Genomic DNA, 14,189 nt, shown 5'->3' with positions numbered 1-14,189 from the left:
TTATAGTTCGGATAATCCTTTAAATTTTCCACACGCACCCCGCCATTTGATATAATTTGGTGTGTTTTTCCAAGCTTTATAAGTGAAAAATGCTTTGGCTTGCCTTAGTAAAACAGTATTACTTTTAATTTTTTTCCAGGGATTAATACCATGGTTGGTTAACATCTTCACCCAAGATCTATTGCTTTCATAAGCCATTTCGACTAAATATTTTTTTGTAGTTCTAAATGCAGGAATAATATGTTCAAACTTTAAATCGGGAAAATATCCAATCTTGTAGCCCTTGGCATATATAAACATATTGATATCATTGTCTTCACCTGATGCTAAACTACTTCCCTTTCTACCTAGAGATTTACTAATCAAACTATTTTCGAAGAAAGAAATGTATTCTTCCATACATTTCTTTCTAGGGGCAATTAGGATTGGGGCAATTGTGGGATATTCGGTTGGTCTTTCATGGTTAAGTTGTTGTACAATTTCCATTTCTCCCAAATCGCGTATGGCTAAAAGACCATTAAATTGAGAAATCCACTTTGGTGGTTTTTCAAGATAGATTGGGGTTGATCTACCTCCAATTATTCCTAAGTTGGGGTCGGAAGTATAGATTTTTTGTGCTAATTCTAAATAATTATCGCACAAGAGCGTATCATCATCCACACTAATAATATAATCGTACTTGGCTTCAATAGTTCCTCTATTTCTGGCATTAATTAGACCCGGTTTAATTTCTGAGATAATCCTACCTTGAGGATGCCAATTGATAGTTAACCAATCTGAGATCGGGGAGGAGCTATTATTGTCAATAATCAACAATTCCCAATATTCGAATTCAAGAGTTTGATTTTGTAATGAATCGATTACCCTTTCAAATATTGCCCTATTTGGATTATATGCACATATGACTACAGAAACCTTTTCCATTAGTGAGCTTCTATTGTTTTTTTATAAAAACCCTCAATAATTTTACCCATTTTGTCTCCATTATAATTCTCTAAAATATGTTTGCGACCATTTACTGCTATTTCTTTACGGAGCTTATAATTCCGTTTTAACTTCACAATAGCTTGGGTAATTTCCTTAGGTGAATTTTTGTGGATTAAAATTCCTGTTTTATCATTCTCTATAATATCTGCCATCCCACCGTTACCAGTACCTATTACTGGAATTCCTGCAGACATTGCTTCAAGACAAACTGTCGGGAAATTTTCCCAAAGACTTGGAAAAATACAGATGTCGGTTTCCTTAAAAACCTTATCCATCTCCTGGTATGCAACAAAGCCTTTAAATTCTATATGATTTATATGTTTTTTTAGTTTCAAATTTATATACTCATCCATCTTTAAACCTTTGTTTGGGGATCCAAGTGGAGTACCTACAAACATAAAATGGATTTTCTGCTCTTCTTTTAAAATCATAGGTATAGCCTTTATCAGATCCAATATGCCCTTTCTTCTTTCTAACTTGCCTATAAAAGTAACGGTAATGGCATCCTCATCTTTTTTGGCTGCAGGGATCAAGTCAATTGATGGTATAAATAAATTTGGTATTACCGATATAGCCTTATTTCCCCATGCTTCATTAACAATTTTTTTCAAACTATTTGAAGGACTACAAACTGAATTAGATAATAGAAATAATTGATACTCGGGGTCATTTTCTTTGTTGTAAATCCAATAGGGCTTTACAATTTTCCCTCTTATCAATCCACCTATGATGAATCTAAGTTTTTTTAGAAACGTCCCATTGTAATTGTTCAGCAGTGAAACCAAAAAGCTAGGTGTATGCAATTTGACAGCTAGTGGTAGATTGGGGAATTTTTTCTTTATTAGCAAGGCATCCGCACCATATTCCGGACTTTCTATAACTTCAAATAATTTTGCTTCATGTCTGTCAATAAATTTAGCTAAAACATTTTTTCTAAACTCCGAACTATTGGAGGATTTAATTAGGTGCAGGGTATAACCGTCTATATTTAAGGTTTGATTTTGATCCATATGACCACTAAATACTTCTATTTCATGCCCTCTACTTGCCATTAGTTTTGAAATCTGACCGATGTAGGTGCCAATTCCACCCCCAACAATACCTAAAGGATGTTCGTAAGAAATATAGGCTATTCTCATAAGTTAATTTGACTAATGAAATAATTGGCCACACTTTCAGGATGAAGGTATTTATCGTAAACCTGCTGGTTATGTTTTTTTATTTTCTCCCACTCGAATGGATCAAGATCGTTTAACAAATCCTTAACAAGAAGCCAGTTTTCATCTTCTGTTTCATGAATTATAAATTCATCGATGTCAAAGTAGGCTTCTGTTAATAATCTATCTGTTACCACGGGAATTCCAAAGAATAACGCTAAGGTTAAAATATTCCTCCATCCCCAATGAAAACCACAAGCAAAAACACCAAGTTTTGAAGATGCAAGCATCTGCTCATAGCCTAAAATTCCCCCAATTTCCATTGGAAAGTCTTTATGGTCTAAATTTATTGAAATACTATTATCACAAACAGATGGCTCTGCAAGTTTTAATATAGAATGTATGTTAAATCCTTCTTTCGAAAGTTTCTTCAATTGTTGGTGTAGCTTAATCCGATGTGTTGGCCATCCCCAAGAAGTATCACTTAAGGTGATATCAAAACTTAGTTTTTCATGTCTTAATTTCATTAAGTCGTCATATCTTGATAGAAAAACCTTATGAACTGCTTGATATTGATTAGATAACCCAAATATTTTTCGAAGGCGATGTTGAATATTTAATGTCAGCTGTTTTCTTTTTCCAATTGGAAGATCTTTCCAGAGATTGGGCCCTATGGGTATAAATTTTTTTACCTTATAAAATTCATCTCCAAAGCGTAGGATTTTTTTTGAAAGTAGATCAGTATACCATGCTACATCTGTTGCGGTTTGCCAGTTGTAGAACTTAGGTAGCGATTTCCGCTCAAATACATCGCTATTATACCCTGCGCAAAAATAAACATCCGCATAGATGATGAGTTCCGAAAATAGCGCAAAAGAATCTTCGTTGTCTATAATGCATTTTACTCTTCGATTTCCATCATCAACTACAAGAAACGATAAATGGCGATGGCTCGGCTTGGATAGAATCTCCTGAGAAAAACCATATGCGGTCATCTGTTTTAAATCCCATTCCGAGTAGCGAATTTCCTTTTTTTTTGCAAGCTCCATTAGGCCGAAACGGAGCCAATCATTTCGCTCTTCAGGTGCGTCTCTAAACCAGTGAACTTTAATCATTAATTAACTTTCACTATTTAGGAATTTATAGAAACTAGTTGCATCCCCGGTTTTGATAAAATCTTCGCTTATGGTTAGTGCCTCATCAATTACATGATGCATGTCCATATATCTATATGTTCCTAGGCGACCTATAAAGGTTATATTATTCTCGTTTTCAGCCAAATGTCTATAACTTCTTAAAAGCTCTTTATCGGCAGCTAAACGTTTAGGATAGTATGGAATATCGCTATCTTCTGTTTCTTTACTATATTCTTTGAAATAGATACTTTTCTCATGTTTCTCCCATGGTGTAAAATGTTTATGTTCATGGATACGAGTATAAGGGACCGATTCGGAGCAATAATTTATTACGGGATTACCCTGATAGTCTTCGCCATCAAATACTTCTTTTTCAAAATAGATACTTCTATAGGCCAGTTTACCTAATGAAAAATTGAAATAAGCATCTAGTGGCCCAGCATAAAAAACATGATCAAAGCCACTATTTTTTGCCTTAGTGTATTTTGTGTTTAATATTACTTTAATATTCTCATGATTCAATAGGTTAGACACTACCTCAGTGTAACCGTTTCGTGGAATTCCTTGAAATTTAGAATTATAATAATTGTCGTCATAGTTGAACCTTATGGGCAACCTGTTTAGTATACTCGCTGGCAGCTCTTTTGGGTCACATCCCCACTGTTTAATGGTGTAACCTTTAAAGAAATTTTCATATAGTTCTGTTCCGATTAACTTTAACGCTTGTTCTTCGAAATTTTTAGCTTCTATTATCGTATGGTCGCCTTTTGAGGTAATAAAGTCAGTAGCTTCTCTAGGATTAAAGTTCTTGTTAAAAAATTGATTAATCGTTAACAGATTAATTGGTATTGAAAAAACACCCTTTTCAGTCACTGCTTTAACCCTGTTGATACTGGGTATAAATTCGCCGAATTTTTGGATATAATTCCATACTTTTTCATTGCTGGTATTAAAAATATGCGGGCCATATACATGCTCCATAATATTAGTTTCGGCATCTCTTTCCGTATAACAATTACCAGCAATGTGGCCTCTTTCTTCAATTACGGTTATTTGATACTGATTTGTATCAGCAAGCTCCCTAGCTATAACCGCTCCCGAGAAACCAGCACCTACAATTAAGATTTTTTTCATTTACAGCTTTAGCTTTAAAGACATATTTTTGACCTGATGAGGAAGTTTCATCCCAAAAAAAAGAATTGATTTTCTTAACCATAGCCATAATGAAAAATGAAGAGGGTTAAACCATCCACTCATTTTTAAATAAAAATAGAATCTACTTCTTTGATTTTGCGAGTAGTAGTTATTAATTAAAGCCAAACGTTGTAAACCTAAATGCCAAGGTTTAAACCAACTTGTGTAATGCAGGATTCCTGGTTTAGATAATAAAGTTTCTCGTACTTCTTCTAATGACAGATCTCGATAGAACGAAGTATTTTTGAACGAGTCCAGCGATGATAGCGTTACATTCCATCTAGGGTCGATTAACTTCCATCTTCCAGCTAAGATAGCATTTATTCCTTGTTGGTCATTTTGATTGGTTGTTTCGCAATAATTCATGATTTTGTTGCCAATGTCTTCAACTCGCCATGCGGCTAGATTCATCACAATTACTCCTGCGTTGCAAAAAGGCGTGTCCGTATTAAGACCTAATTCTTTATAATTTTCTAGTGCTTCATTTGAAGACACGGTGGGGAAATAATAATCTTGTATACCCATAGCTAAACAACCATCAAATGGAATTGACCAAATTTTAATCAAGTCATCCTCAACAATGAGGTCGCTATCTAAGTAAATTACTTTTTCAAGGTTAGGCAAGAGAGTAGAGAGCAAAATTCTTAAATAGGTAGTTTTATTGATTGCTGATGTTGCGTAAAGATTTTTGTTATCTTCTAAGTTTTTATTTAAAAAACTCAGTGAGTTCACATTATTATAACGAGTAATTAGATGCTCGATTTTTTGTCGGTTTTTTTCTAAAATTCCAGAATCAATAATGTAGATGTCTACAATGCTATTTTTATCTAAATTTATAACGGCAGAAGATAACATTACCATCATTGGTAACGCGAAGTTGTTATCACTTGCACAAACTATCGCTATTTGCATGATGTGTTAGCTAGCTTTCTTAAAAAGCAATTTAACCCTTATAGACAATAATCTCAATATAAGATAAGGATCAAACTTAATCGCATAATTTATCATTTTCCTCACCTCGCTAAAACTTAGGTTTCTTGTTAAAATAAGCCCAGCCAAATAATTTAAACGTGTATTGTATTTTTCTTTTAAGTCATATAATCTCTGCTCTGAGATATATTTTAAAATGAAATAGTTCTCGAAAAGATGCAACTTGCCGTTATTGAATTTAGTGGTAACAGAGGATTCATGAAACCTAAAGTAATTCAGCGGTTCGGGAAGATAGGCCAATTTCCCATGTTCTATTAACTTAATATAAACAAACCAGTCACCTACAAACTTTAATTCACAAATGGTTTTATCATTAATTGGATAAGCTTTTTTTCTAAACAATACGGCACTTGCATTATATATGGTATTAGCATCCCATAAATATTTTTTGATATAATCTTTTCCTTCTATGATAAACGGTGCCTTGAAATCTTTACCATACCAGTTTAAACAGTTTTCTTTAATTTCACTTTTACTATTCACTCTATAAGATTGAGCAAAGCACAAATTAATGTCCTCAGATGATAAAATTGCTTTAGTTGTTTGCTCTAAAAATGTAGGATCTGCGTAATCATCGCTTTCAGCAATCCATATTAGCTCACCCTTAGCAAGTTTAATTCCTTTTTCCCATTGTTTAAAGGTACTTCCACTATTTCGCTCGTTATATACAATTGTGCAAACCTTTTCATGCCCACGATATTTTTCTATAATAGATGCACTATCATCCGTTGATGCATCATCTAAAATAATCAACTCGAAGTTGGTATAAGTTTGATATAAAATTGACTCAATCCTTTGTGAAAGAAATTTTCCGTGGTTATAATTCGGTAAAATAACACTTACTGTGATATCCATTTTATTCTAAAAGTGCTCTAAAAAATTTAGATAGATATTTAAAACTTGTTCTTAAATAATTTTTTTGATCATTTTCGTAGAACTGCTGAAAACAATGCGTTCTTTCAATGTGATTAAAAATTTGATTCTTGTATTTAATCATTATATAGTCTTGGTTTGCTTCAAATTTTTGTGATGATATTTGAGTTATCATTGAACCTTTATCTATTCGATATTCATACAGTTCTTCATTTATAAAAACAAACCTAAATTCATTAACATAGCACTTCAACCAAAATTCCCAATCTTCGTGGCCTTGATATGGCATTTTCTCATCATAACCTCCAATTTTTTTCCATACAGATTTTCTGAAAATGGCACATGCATCAATGTAATTGCTAGAGAATAATCTATGACCTAAAAATTCGTAAGGTAAAAATTTTCTTTCGGGTATATTTTCTCCAAAAAAAGAGGGCTTTGCATAAACGATATCACAGATCCCTTGATCCAATAATTTTATCCCTTTTCTGATATAATCAGATTTAATCTTATTATCTGCATCTAGTGGTAAAATGTATTTTCCTCTTGCAGCCAAGATCCCTGCATTTCTACTAAATGCTAGCCCCGAATTTTTGTGTTGAATGATATGATATCCCGCTTTTTTTAACTCATCAATCTTATTAATGGTTGCTAAATCGGTAGAACCATCATCGACAATTATTATTTCAATAGATTGGTCCTGATACGTTAAAACACTATCAATAGCGTCCTGAACAAATTCGCCATGATTATAACAAGGTATTACAACAGAAAGAATCATTATTGTTTTATTTTTTTGCAATAACTACATAATTCATTGTATTAGAATGATCAATGGTACCTTGGTTATCCATAAATACAAAAAACTTATTAATTGATTTTATCCCTCCAATGAGTTTGAGCAAAAACCGCAGTAATTTTCCTTTAAAGCCACTTATAAAATAAACTTGGGGATATAATGCATGAAGCAATGCTTGTCCTGCTACCGACCATTTTCCTCCATTTGATTTAATCTCAACTATTTCAAATCCACTTTTTTCTAAAAGATATCTAAAGCCATGTTTAGTAAATCTAAAAAAATCATAAGGCTCTTCATGTAGTGGCCAGTACATTGGCCCGCTAATTATAAAGATGCCATTAGATTTTAGCAACCTGTATGCTTCGTTTATTAAACCCTGGTGGTCTTCGACATGCTCAATTGTTTGTGTAGATATAATAGTTTCAAACTGATTACTTTCGAGAGGAATATTATTGGCTGGGCATAAAAAATCAACCTTGTTTTCACTTGACTGAATTACATCTACGCCTATATAGTCATTGATTTTATCTTTTAGTTTATCTTGATATGGTTTATTTCCACATCCAATATCTAGTAATTTACCAGTTGCATATTGATTAAATGCATTAAATAAATCTTTGTGATAATATTTATAATGCAAATAATATAAATCATCAACTTTTATGTCCGTTGTACTAAGGCGCCCTAAGTTTTCAGTTCTCATAATTTATTTTTTCTCCCATCTAAAATCCTCAGTATACACACATACATCCTTCTGCCAGCCCCATTCTATTATCTTATTTGGCATTACTACTTCAAACTCACATATTCTATGGATCTCTTCAAATTTAGATTTGCCTTTTGTTTCAGCTAAATGCGCAATTAAATAATATCTGTCGGCGTATAATTTACAATTTGATAGTGTACAGCGCATTTTATTAATACCTGTTTTTCTTAATAATGGTGTGTCAGTATCAAATATGTATGTATAAATTATTGGTTGTTCTTTTGGGTTACATATTTGAAGAGATAAAGACATGCCCTCAATTACTTCTGGCATATTAATTTCCAAATCAATAACTAAGTCTTTACCATTCATATGTGAACCATCTATTTCTGAAGTTAAGACTTCAATACGTGTGAAAGATGGAATATTTAATTTTGGTTCTTTTGAATAAACTCCGACTTCATTTTTGTCAGCTTCAATATATTCTTTTATTACGGATTCAGTATTAGAATATAGGTTCAATTTTCCATTTTTTAAATAAATTGATTTGCTGGTTAGTGTAGCAACTGCGTCCATATTATGGCTCACAAACAACACCGTTCTTCCTTCACCCTTACTTACTTCGCCCATTTTGCCCAAGCACTTTTTCTGAAACTCTGCATCACCCACAGCCAATACTTCATCCACAATTAAAATTTCTGATTCCAAATGTGCAGCTACGGCAAAAGCCAAACGCACGTACATGCCTGAAGAATACCGTTTTACAGGCGTATCAATATATCTATCAATCCCTGCAAAATCTACAATTTCATCAAACTTACGTTGGATTTCCTTTTTGCGCATGCCCAAAATAGCGCCATTTAAGAAAATGTTTTCGCGGCCACTTAGCTCTGGATGAAAACCGGTACCTACTTCTAATAAGCTGGCTATCCGGCCTTTCCCAGATATTCTGCCAGTAGTAGGGGCGGTAACCTTACTTAAGATTTTTAATAACGTGCTTTTGCCTGCGCCATTACGCCCGATAATGCCAACGGCATCGCCTTGCTCAATTTCGAAATTAATGTCTTTTAAACTCCAAACTACATCGCTTTCACCTTTAATGCTGCGATCATTGGTTTCTCCAATTCTTAAAAAAGGATCTTCTTTTCCACGCATACGGGCATACCAACGTTCTAAATCGCGACTAATGGTGCCAGTGCCGATTTGTCCCAATTGATAAGCTTTACTAAGATTTTCTACTTTTATGGCACTATTTTTTGACAATGTTTAGCGGTTAGAGGTTATAGGAAAAAGGTTAGGGCTTAGGTGGTTAGGGGTTAGCGTTATTAATTTGTGAATTTCTAAGCCCACTCAACTTAATCGTTATGTTTTCAATTTCGATCGGTACGTTAAATATTCTTCGTTGGTTATATAATCAAGGTCCATTGCAGCGATTAAATGATTTAAGGTTTCGAGTTTAGTGGTATAGGTCATATTTGTATAATGGGCTTTATCTTTCGAAGTAGTTTTTCCGGATCCTTCCGCTAGGCAAGCCCCAATGCTACTAATCGATCTTTTAATCTGGCTGGTTAAGCCAAAGGTTTCTTCCTTGGGGAACTTTACCGTAAGTTGGCAAATGCCTTTTCTAAAAGATCTGGATAGTTGCCAGACTTCTAGTTTTTCAAATGAGCAGGTGTGCATATTCCTTATTTTTTATAGATGAAATAAATAAGGGATGATAGCCATGAATATATGAAAGTTTCGTTAAACCTGGACACTACTCCTAAACATTGCACGCTAAACCCTAATTCTCTAACCTCCTTACACCGTGTCAACAAAATTTCGTTCCACTTTATTAAAAATCACAATCCCAAAAATCAATAAAGCAACTGTAACGCCAGTAGCATAACCCAAACTCCCCCAGCTAAAACTTCCCTCACCCAGAAACCCATATCGAAAGGTCTCAATAATAGGTGTCATCGGGTTATATTTAACAATCCAGGCATATTTTGGGTATTTTTCAATTGCTGTAGATAGAGGATAAATGACCGTAGTCGCATACATCAGCAGCTGCACTCCAAAAGTAACCAAGAAAGCAAGATCCCGATATTTAGTGGTCATTGCCGAAATAATCATTCCTGCGCCTAAACCCAGTAATGCCATTAAAACAACAATAACAGGAAATAGTGTAATGGCCCAGGTAATATTAAAGCTTGCTCCAACAACAAAATGGTAATATGCCATCATTAAGAGAAATAATATCATCTGTACACCAAAGCGTACCAAATTGCTCACTACTATACTCAAAGGCATAATTAAACGTGGGAAATATACCTTTCCAAAGATATTGGCATTATCTTTAAAAACAGTGGAAGTTTTGGTTAAACAATCGGCAAAATAGTTCCAGGCGGTAATCCCTGCCATATAGAAAAGTGGTTTGGGTAAACCATCAGTAGATATTCCGGCCAGATTCCCGAAAATAAAAGTAAAGATGATCGTGGTAAATAAGGGCTGGATGAAAAACCACAATGGGCCTAATATGGTCTGTTTATAGAAAGAAACAAAATCCCGCCGAACCAATAACCAAAGCAGATCGCGGTAAGCCCAAATTTCGTTGAGCTTTAGATCGAATAAGGAAGCTTTAGCCTCAATGGTCCAGGTGTGTTCGTCGTTATGCATGCTTATTTATATTCTTCTTTATCTCCTTATACCAATAGCAAGTTCGATACTTTTTCTTGATACTGCCTGTATCCAAATGTTCTATAACACAGTTCCTGGATCGCTTTAATATCAGGCCTTTCTTTTTGCAAGGCAACGATAATAGCTTCACCCATTGCTGCTGCATCATTAGGATTCAGAAGGGTACCCAGTTCGCCATCCATTAAGGCATCCCTGCTGCCATCAGCATTACCGCCAATTACAGCGCAACCATAAGCGGCAGCTTCGATAAAAACGAGTCCAAATCCTTCTGCCTTGCTCGGCATTACAAATACATCACCCAATTGATAATGTAAAACAAGTTCATCTTCCGGAACAAAACCTGTAAGTATTACGTTTTTTTGGAGGTTAAATTTAACTACGAGCTTTTGAATACGCGCTAGTTCCGTAGCATCACCTCTTCCAACCAACAAGTAAGCTATATCTGGATAAACCTTAATGACCTGCTCTAAGCATTCGATAACCTGGTCGTAACCTTTATATTGTTCTGATGAAGATAAACGGCAGATCGTTAATATCACTTTTTGATCGCGATTAAGGCCATATTTAGCGAGAAGCGTAGCAGGTTTTGAAACCGATTCGCTTAATTTAAAATACGGGTCTAAACAGTTGTTTAATACTTTTATCTTGCTCGCAGCTATTCCATGACGATGTATAATCTGATCTGCTGTATATCGGCTCACCGCCCAGATCTCTGTTTTGCTCAGTATTTGCTTTTTCCAGCCCGCTAAAGCATTCCAAATCTCTATCCCATGAGCAAAGAGCACGATACGGACACTTGGTTTTAACCTTTTGGTGATCAGGGCAAAAAGTAACAAATGCGCATGACTTAAAATAATCACATCTGCTTTTAATCCTTCTTTGATGGCCGCTAAACCAAAAGTTGTTTTTTGGCCATGATATCCTTTAAATGAACTTTGTGATACATAACCCAGATCAGGTTCATTATCATACATCGACAATACCTGGTAAGACTGGATTTGCGCACTGGTTTTCAGGTCATCAAGCGTTTTCGCAAAGGTTTTGCTCACCTTTTCTATCCCTCCAGTTAAACTGAAAGTATGTAAAGTAAGAAATAAAATTTTTTTGTTTTTCAAATTTGTTTTCCCTAAACCCTAAACCCTAAACCCTAAACACCTGATAAAGAACAATCACTTTGCTCCAATGTAAATTCCCTTGCCTAAAATCATCAACCATTGTTGAAACGAATGTATTCTCGCTAGTTTTTATCGAATGGAGGAAATGCTCATCGTTTTTCAACCAATCTTGAAAAGGGAAGGTGAAGCCCATTTTTTTGCGGTCCCAGATCAATCGGGGAAGAATGTCTGTAAATGCATCTATTAAAAGTGATTTATCACGTTTACCTTTAAACTTTAAGCCAGCATCCATCGCACCTAGTGTGCCCAGTAAATCCTGATCTAAAAAGGGAACCCTGACTTCTACACCGTGCCGCATGCTCATGGTATCAGTATCCTTAAGCAATTGATTTTGCATGTATAAATTACATTCTAACCAACTTGCTCTTTCGCCATCTTTTAAATGATTCGGAATAGGGTTAATAAATGCATTTTGAAGAACCTGGTCAACTTTTGCAATTGTGCACGATAACAACCGGGCGATTTCATCAGGGGTGAATATCCCTCTTAAAAAAAGATACTCTCCAACTGTATTCTGGTAACTTAAATAATATGATCGTTTTAACGAAGCCTTTTTAAAGCGCAGACTTTTTCTGAGAATGAACTGAGGCAGTCTCTTCAAATGTCTGATCCAGCCCATCCGTTTAAAAGAAGGATATCCCCCAAAGAGCTCATCAGCGCCAATACCGGATAAAACAGCCTTTAAGCCGTTTTCTTTAGCGAAATAGTTAACGAACCACGAATTAATGCCATCGGCAGTAGGTTGATCCATGGCGTTTAAGGCTGCCTGGAAATGTTCTGAGAAGAGGGCAGGCGTGATGGTATATGCTGAATGTTTACCATGAAGCCGCTCAACAACAGTATCCTGAAAAACCTGCTCAGAAAATTCAGCCTCTTCAAAATTGATCGATACCGTATTGAGCTTTAAACTATCTGCTGCCAGAATTCCATCAGCAAGCAAACTCAAAATACTGCTGTCGATCCCACCACTTAAAAAAACACCGATTTTAGCATCAGATAAAAGATGTTTTCTAACTGCTGCGTATAAATTTTGTCGTACTACAGTTTTGGCTTCCTGATAATCAGTGATCTCTTTTATCGGGTGGTGCTGGACATAACTTTTGATTTCGAAAGTATCCGATTGATGTAGCCAGATCAAGTAGTGGCCCTTAGGCAACATCATCACTTCGCTAAAAGTAGTATAGGGCTCTGGTAAATGCCCGAAGGCCAGAAAAAGGATTTGCCAATCCGCGTGTTCTGTATAACTATAACCAGTCTCTGCAAAGGCTTTAACTTCCGAAGAAAAAACCAGATGTTTTTCGATTGCACGAAAATATAAGGGTTTAATACCCGATGGGTCACGTACGAGGTAGCTATGTTTTAGATCAGCGTCATACAAACAAAAAGCAAACATGCCTTTTAGCTTATCGAAACTCTCAACTCCCCACGCGGCATAGCCGGCTAAAATAACCTCGGTATCACTCCCGGTCTTAAACTGAAAGCCGAGGTACTGAAGCTCCTTTTTTAACAGCTGATAATTATAGATTTCGCCATTAAAAGAAATAACCAGTTTTCCGTTCTGATAAAGCATGGGCTGATGTCCCTTGGGAGATAAATCGATCAGGGCCAGACGCCTGTGCCCCATCACAATTCCATCGCCGGCATTGGCGTAAAAACCTTCATCATCTGGCCCGCCATGAGCCATTAACGTGCACATGCCTTTAACTTCTGTTTGAAGTAGATCGATTGGCCTGCTGCTATCTATAATTCCCGCAATACGGCACATCTGTAAAAGGTAATGGTCATTTGGTATTTCTTGGCCGGGCACAGCTTCGCCCCCTCAGTCACATTCTATTTTTAAAAATGAACTGATTATTTCGTTATATATTTTGTTGAGTCCTTCCCTCTTCTTACATCTAAGGACTCAAATCTCACATCTTATATCGGTTCCACAAAAGCTATCGATGTATTGATATTTATCGAATAACCCATATTCTGTAAACGTAAAATAATACGTTGTTTATTCTGTATCGATACCAATTCTGCCAGGATCCCCTTAAAGGGACCTGCTTTGATCAGCACACGCTCACCAGGTTTGATGTCGTATTCAAAAACCTCAAGTTCTGTATCGGTAGCGAGCAGGAGTTTAAGATCATTGATTTGTTGTTCGGGTATAGACGCTATTTGGCTGGAGAAATAGATGAACCTGGCAATGCCATTGGTCATCAAAACTTCAGCATATTCTTTGGCCGAAATATACACAAACAGGTACGACTTAATTAAAGCCTCTTCAATAATTTTTTTGCGGTCGCTCCACTGTTTAACCGTTTTTTTTAGCGGGAGGTAAGAGGTAATACCCTTTCTCATCAGCTCTTCATGAGCCTTTTTTTCAGCCCTCGAACGTGTATAAACCGGATACCACCTGTAATTTTGATCGATCATTAGCTAATCTATTTCAACAATTCTATCCATCTCCATTAACCATCCTAAGCAATTAGCCATGAACTATTGACA

The 14,189-nt window shown here is 35.6% G+C and carries 14 protein-coding genes; all 14 read right to left on the bottom strand.

Annotated elements, in window-relative coordinates; all coding sequences use genetic code 11:
• The 14 genes from EYS08_RS11730 to EYS08_RS11665 all read right to left on the bottom strand — a co-directional run bounded on the left by EYS08_RS11730 (position 1) and on the right by EYS08_RS11665 (position 14,117).
• Positions 1 to 924, bottom strand: coding sequence for a glycosyltransferase (locus EYS08_RS11730; RefSeq protein ID WP_131030208.1), 924 nt, complete (start codon positions 922 to 924; stop codon positions 1 to 3).
• The gene (locus EYS08_RS11725) at positions 924 to 2,126 is read right to left on the bottom strand and encodes a glycosyltransferase family 4 protein (RefSeq protein ID WP_131030207.1); all 1,203 of its coding nucleotides are present in this window, start codon (positions 2,124 to 2,126) and stop codon (positions 924 to 926) included. Before EYS08_RS11725 ends, EYS08_RS11730 begins: the two co-directional genes overlap by 1 nt.
• Positions 2,123 to 3,259: a hypothetical protein gene (locus EYS08_RS11720; protein WP_131030206.1), complete on the bottom strand. Its 1,137-nt coding sequence runs from the start codon at positions 3,257 to 3,259 to the stop codon at positions 2,123 to 2,125. The genes EYS08_RS11725 and EYS08_RS11720 overlap by 4 nt, the downstream gene beginning before the upstream one ends.
• A gap of 3 nt (positions 3,260 to 3,262) precedes the next feature.
• Complete coding sequence (glf, locus tag EYS08_RS11715) at positions 3,263 to 4,414, bottom strand: UDP-galactopyranose mutase (protein WP_131030205.1); 1,152 nt, start codon at positions 4,412 to 4,414, stop codon at positions 3,263 to 3,265.
• Entirely contained in the window at positions 4,415 to 5,386 is a 972-nt protein-coding gene (locus EYS08_RS11710) for a glycosyltransferase family 8 protein (protein WP_131030204.1), read from the bottom strand. It lies immediately after the preceding gene.
• A 6-nt stretch (positions 5,387 to 5,392) separates the two neighbouring features.
• Positions 5,393 to 6,319 (bottom strand): glycosyltransferase family 2 protein, encoded by a 927-nt coding sequence (locus tag EYS08_RS11705; RefSeq protein ID WP_131030203.1) that lies wholly within the window; start codon positions 6,317 to 6,319, stop codon positions 5,393 to 5,395.
• A 1-nt stretch (position 6,320) separates the two neighbouring features.
• Positions 6,321 to 7,118 carry a glycosyltransferase family 2 protein gene (locus EYS08_RS11700; protein WP_131030202.1) on the bottom strand — a complete coding sequence of 266 codons (798 nt, stop codon included), beginning with the start codon at positions 7,116 to 7,118 and terminating at the stop codon, positions 6,321 to 6,323.
• 7 nt (positions 7,119 to 7,125) lie between these two features.
• The gene (locus tag EYS08_RS11695; RefSeq protein WP_131030201.1) at positions 7,126 to 7,839 is read right to left on the bottom strand and encodes a class I SAM-dependent methyltransferase; all 714 of its coding nucleotides are present in this window, start codon (positions 7,837 to 7,839) and stop codon (positions 7,126 to 7,128) included.
• Positions 7,840 to 7,842: 3 nt separating this feature from the next.
• Entirely contained in the window at positions 7,843 to 9,105 is a 1,263-nt protein-coding gene (locus tag EYS08_RS11690) for an ABC transporter ATP-binding protein (protein ID WP_131030200.1), read from the bottom strand.
• A 99-nt stretch (positions 9,106 to 9,204) separates the two neighbouring features.
• Positions 9,205 to 9,522, bottom strand: coding sequence for a four helix bundle protein (locus EYS08_RS11685; RefSeq protein ID WP_208745845.1), 318 nt, complete (start codon positions 9,520 to 9,522; stop codon positions 9,205 to 9,207).
• Positions 9,523 to 9,642: 120 nt separating this feature from the next.
• Entirely contained in the window at positions 9,643 to 10,500 is an 858-nt protein-coding gene (locus tag EYS08_RS11680) for an ABC transporter permease (RefSeq protein WP_131030199.1), read from the bottom strand.
• A gap of 26 nt (positions 10,501 to 10,526) precedes the next feature.
• Entirely contained in the window at positions 10,527 to 11,636 is a 1,110-nt protein-coding gene (locus EYS08_RS11675) for a glycosyltransferase family 4 protein (RefSeq protein WP_131030198.1), read from the bottom strand.
• A 25-nt stretch (positions 11,637 to 11,661) separates the two neighbouring features.
• Complete coding sequence (gene asnB, locus EYS08_RS11670; protein WP_131030197.1) at positions 11,662 to 13,461, bottom strand: asparagine synthase (glutamine-hydrolyzing); 1,800 nt, start codon at positions 13,459 to 13,461, stop codon at positions 11,662 to 11,664.
• 152 nt (positions 13,462 to 13,613) lie between these two features.
• Positions 13,614 to 14,117, bottom strand: coding sequence for a UpxY family transcription antiterminator (locus EYS08_RS11665; protein ID WP_131030196.1), 504 nt, complete (start codon positions 14,115 to 14,117; stop codon positions 13,614 to 13,616).
• Positions 14,118 to 14,189: the final 72 nt, after the last annotated feature.

This window comes from Pedobacter kyonggii (genome assembly GCF_004310665.1).
Lineage (GTDB): Bacteria > Bacteroidota > Bacteroidia > Sphingobacteriales > Sphingobacteriaceae > Pedobacter > Pedobacter kyonggii.
This window is presented reverse-complemented; position numbering and strand designations above follow the sequence as displayed.

Bases quoted from the DNA above. Each gene is read 5' to 3' on its own strand.
- EYS08_RS11730 (WP_131030208.1), bottom strand. From the start codon at position 924: ATGGAAAAGGTTTCTGTAGTCATATGTGCATATAATCCAAATAGGGCA.
- EYS08_RS11725 (WP_131030207.1), bottom strand. From the start codon at position 2,126: ATGAGAATAGCCTATATTTCTTACGAACATCCTTTAGGTATTGTTGGG.
- EYS08_RS11720 (WP_131030206.1), bottom strand. From the start codon at position 3,259: ATGATTAAAGTTCACTGGTTTAGAGACGCACCTGAAGAGCGAAATGAT.
- glf (WP_131030205.1), bottom strand. From the start codon at position 4,414: ATGAAAAAAATCTTAATTGTAGGTGCTGGTTTCTCGGGAGCGGTTATA.
- EYS08_RS11710 (WP_131030204.1), bottom strand. From the start codon at position 5,386: ATGCAAATAGCGATAGTTTGTGCAAGTGATAACAACTTCGCGTTACCA.
- EYS08_RS11705 (WP_131030203.1), bottom strand. From the start codon at position 6,319: ATGGATATCACAGTAAGTGTTATTTTACCGAATTATAACCACGGAAAA.
- EYS08_RS11700 (WP_131030202.1), bottom strand. From the start codon at position 7,118: ATGATTCTTTCTGTTGTAATACCTTGTTATAATCATGGCGAATTTGTT.
- EYS08_RS11695 (WP_131030201.1), bottom strand. From the start codon at position 7,839: ATGAGAACTGAAAACTTAGGGCGCCTTAGTACAACGGACATAAAAGTT.
- EYS08_RS11685 (WP_208745845.1), bottom strand. From the start codon at position 9,522: ATGCACACCTGCTCATTTGAAAAACTAGAAGTCTGGCAACTATCCAGA.
- EYS08_RS11680 (WP_131030199.1), bottom strand. From the start codon at position 10,500: ATGCATAACGACGAACACACCTGGACCATTGAGGCTAAAGCTTCCTTA.
- asnB (WP_131030197.1), bottom strand. From the start codon at position 13,461: ATGTGCCGTATTGCGGGAATTATAGATAGCAGCAGGCCAATCGATCTA.
- EYS08_RS11665 (WP_131030196.1), bottom strand. From the start codon at position 14,117: ATGATCGATCAAAATTACAGGTGGTATCCGGTTTATACACGTTCGAGG.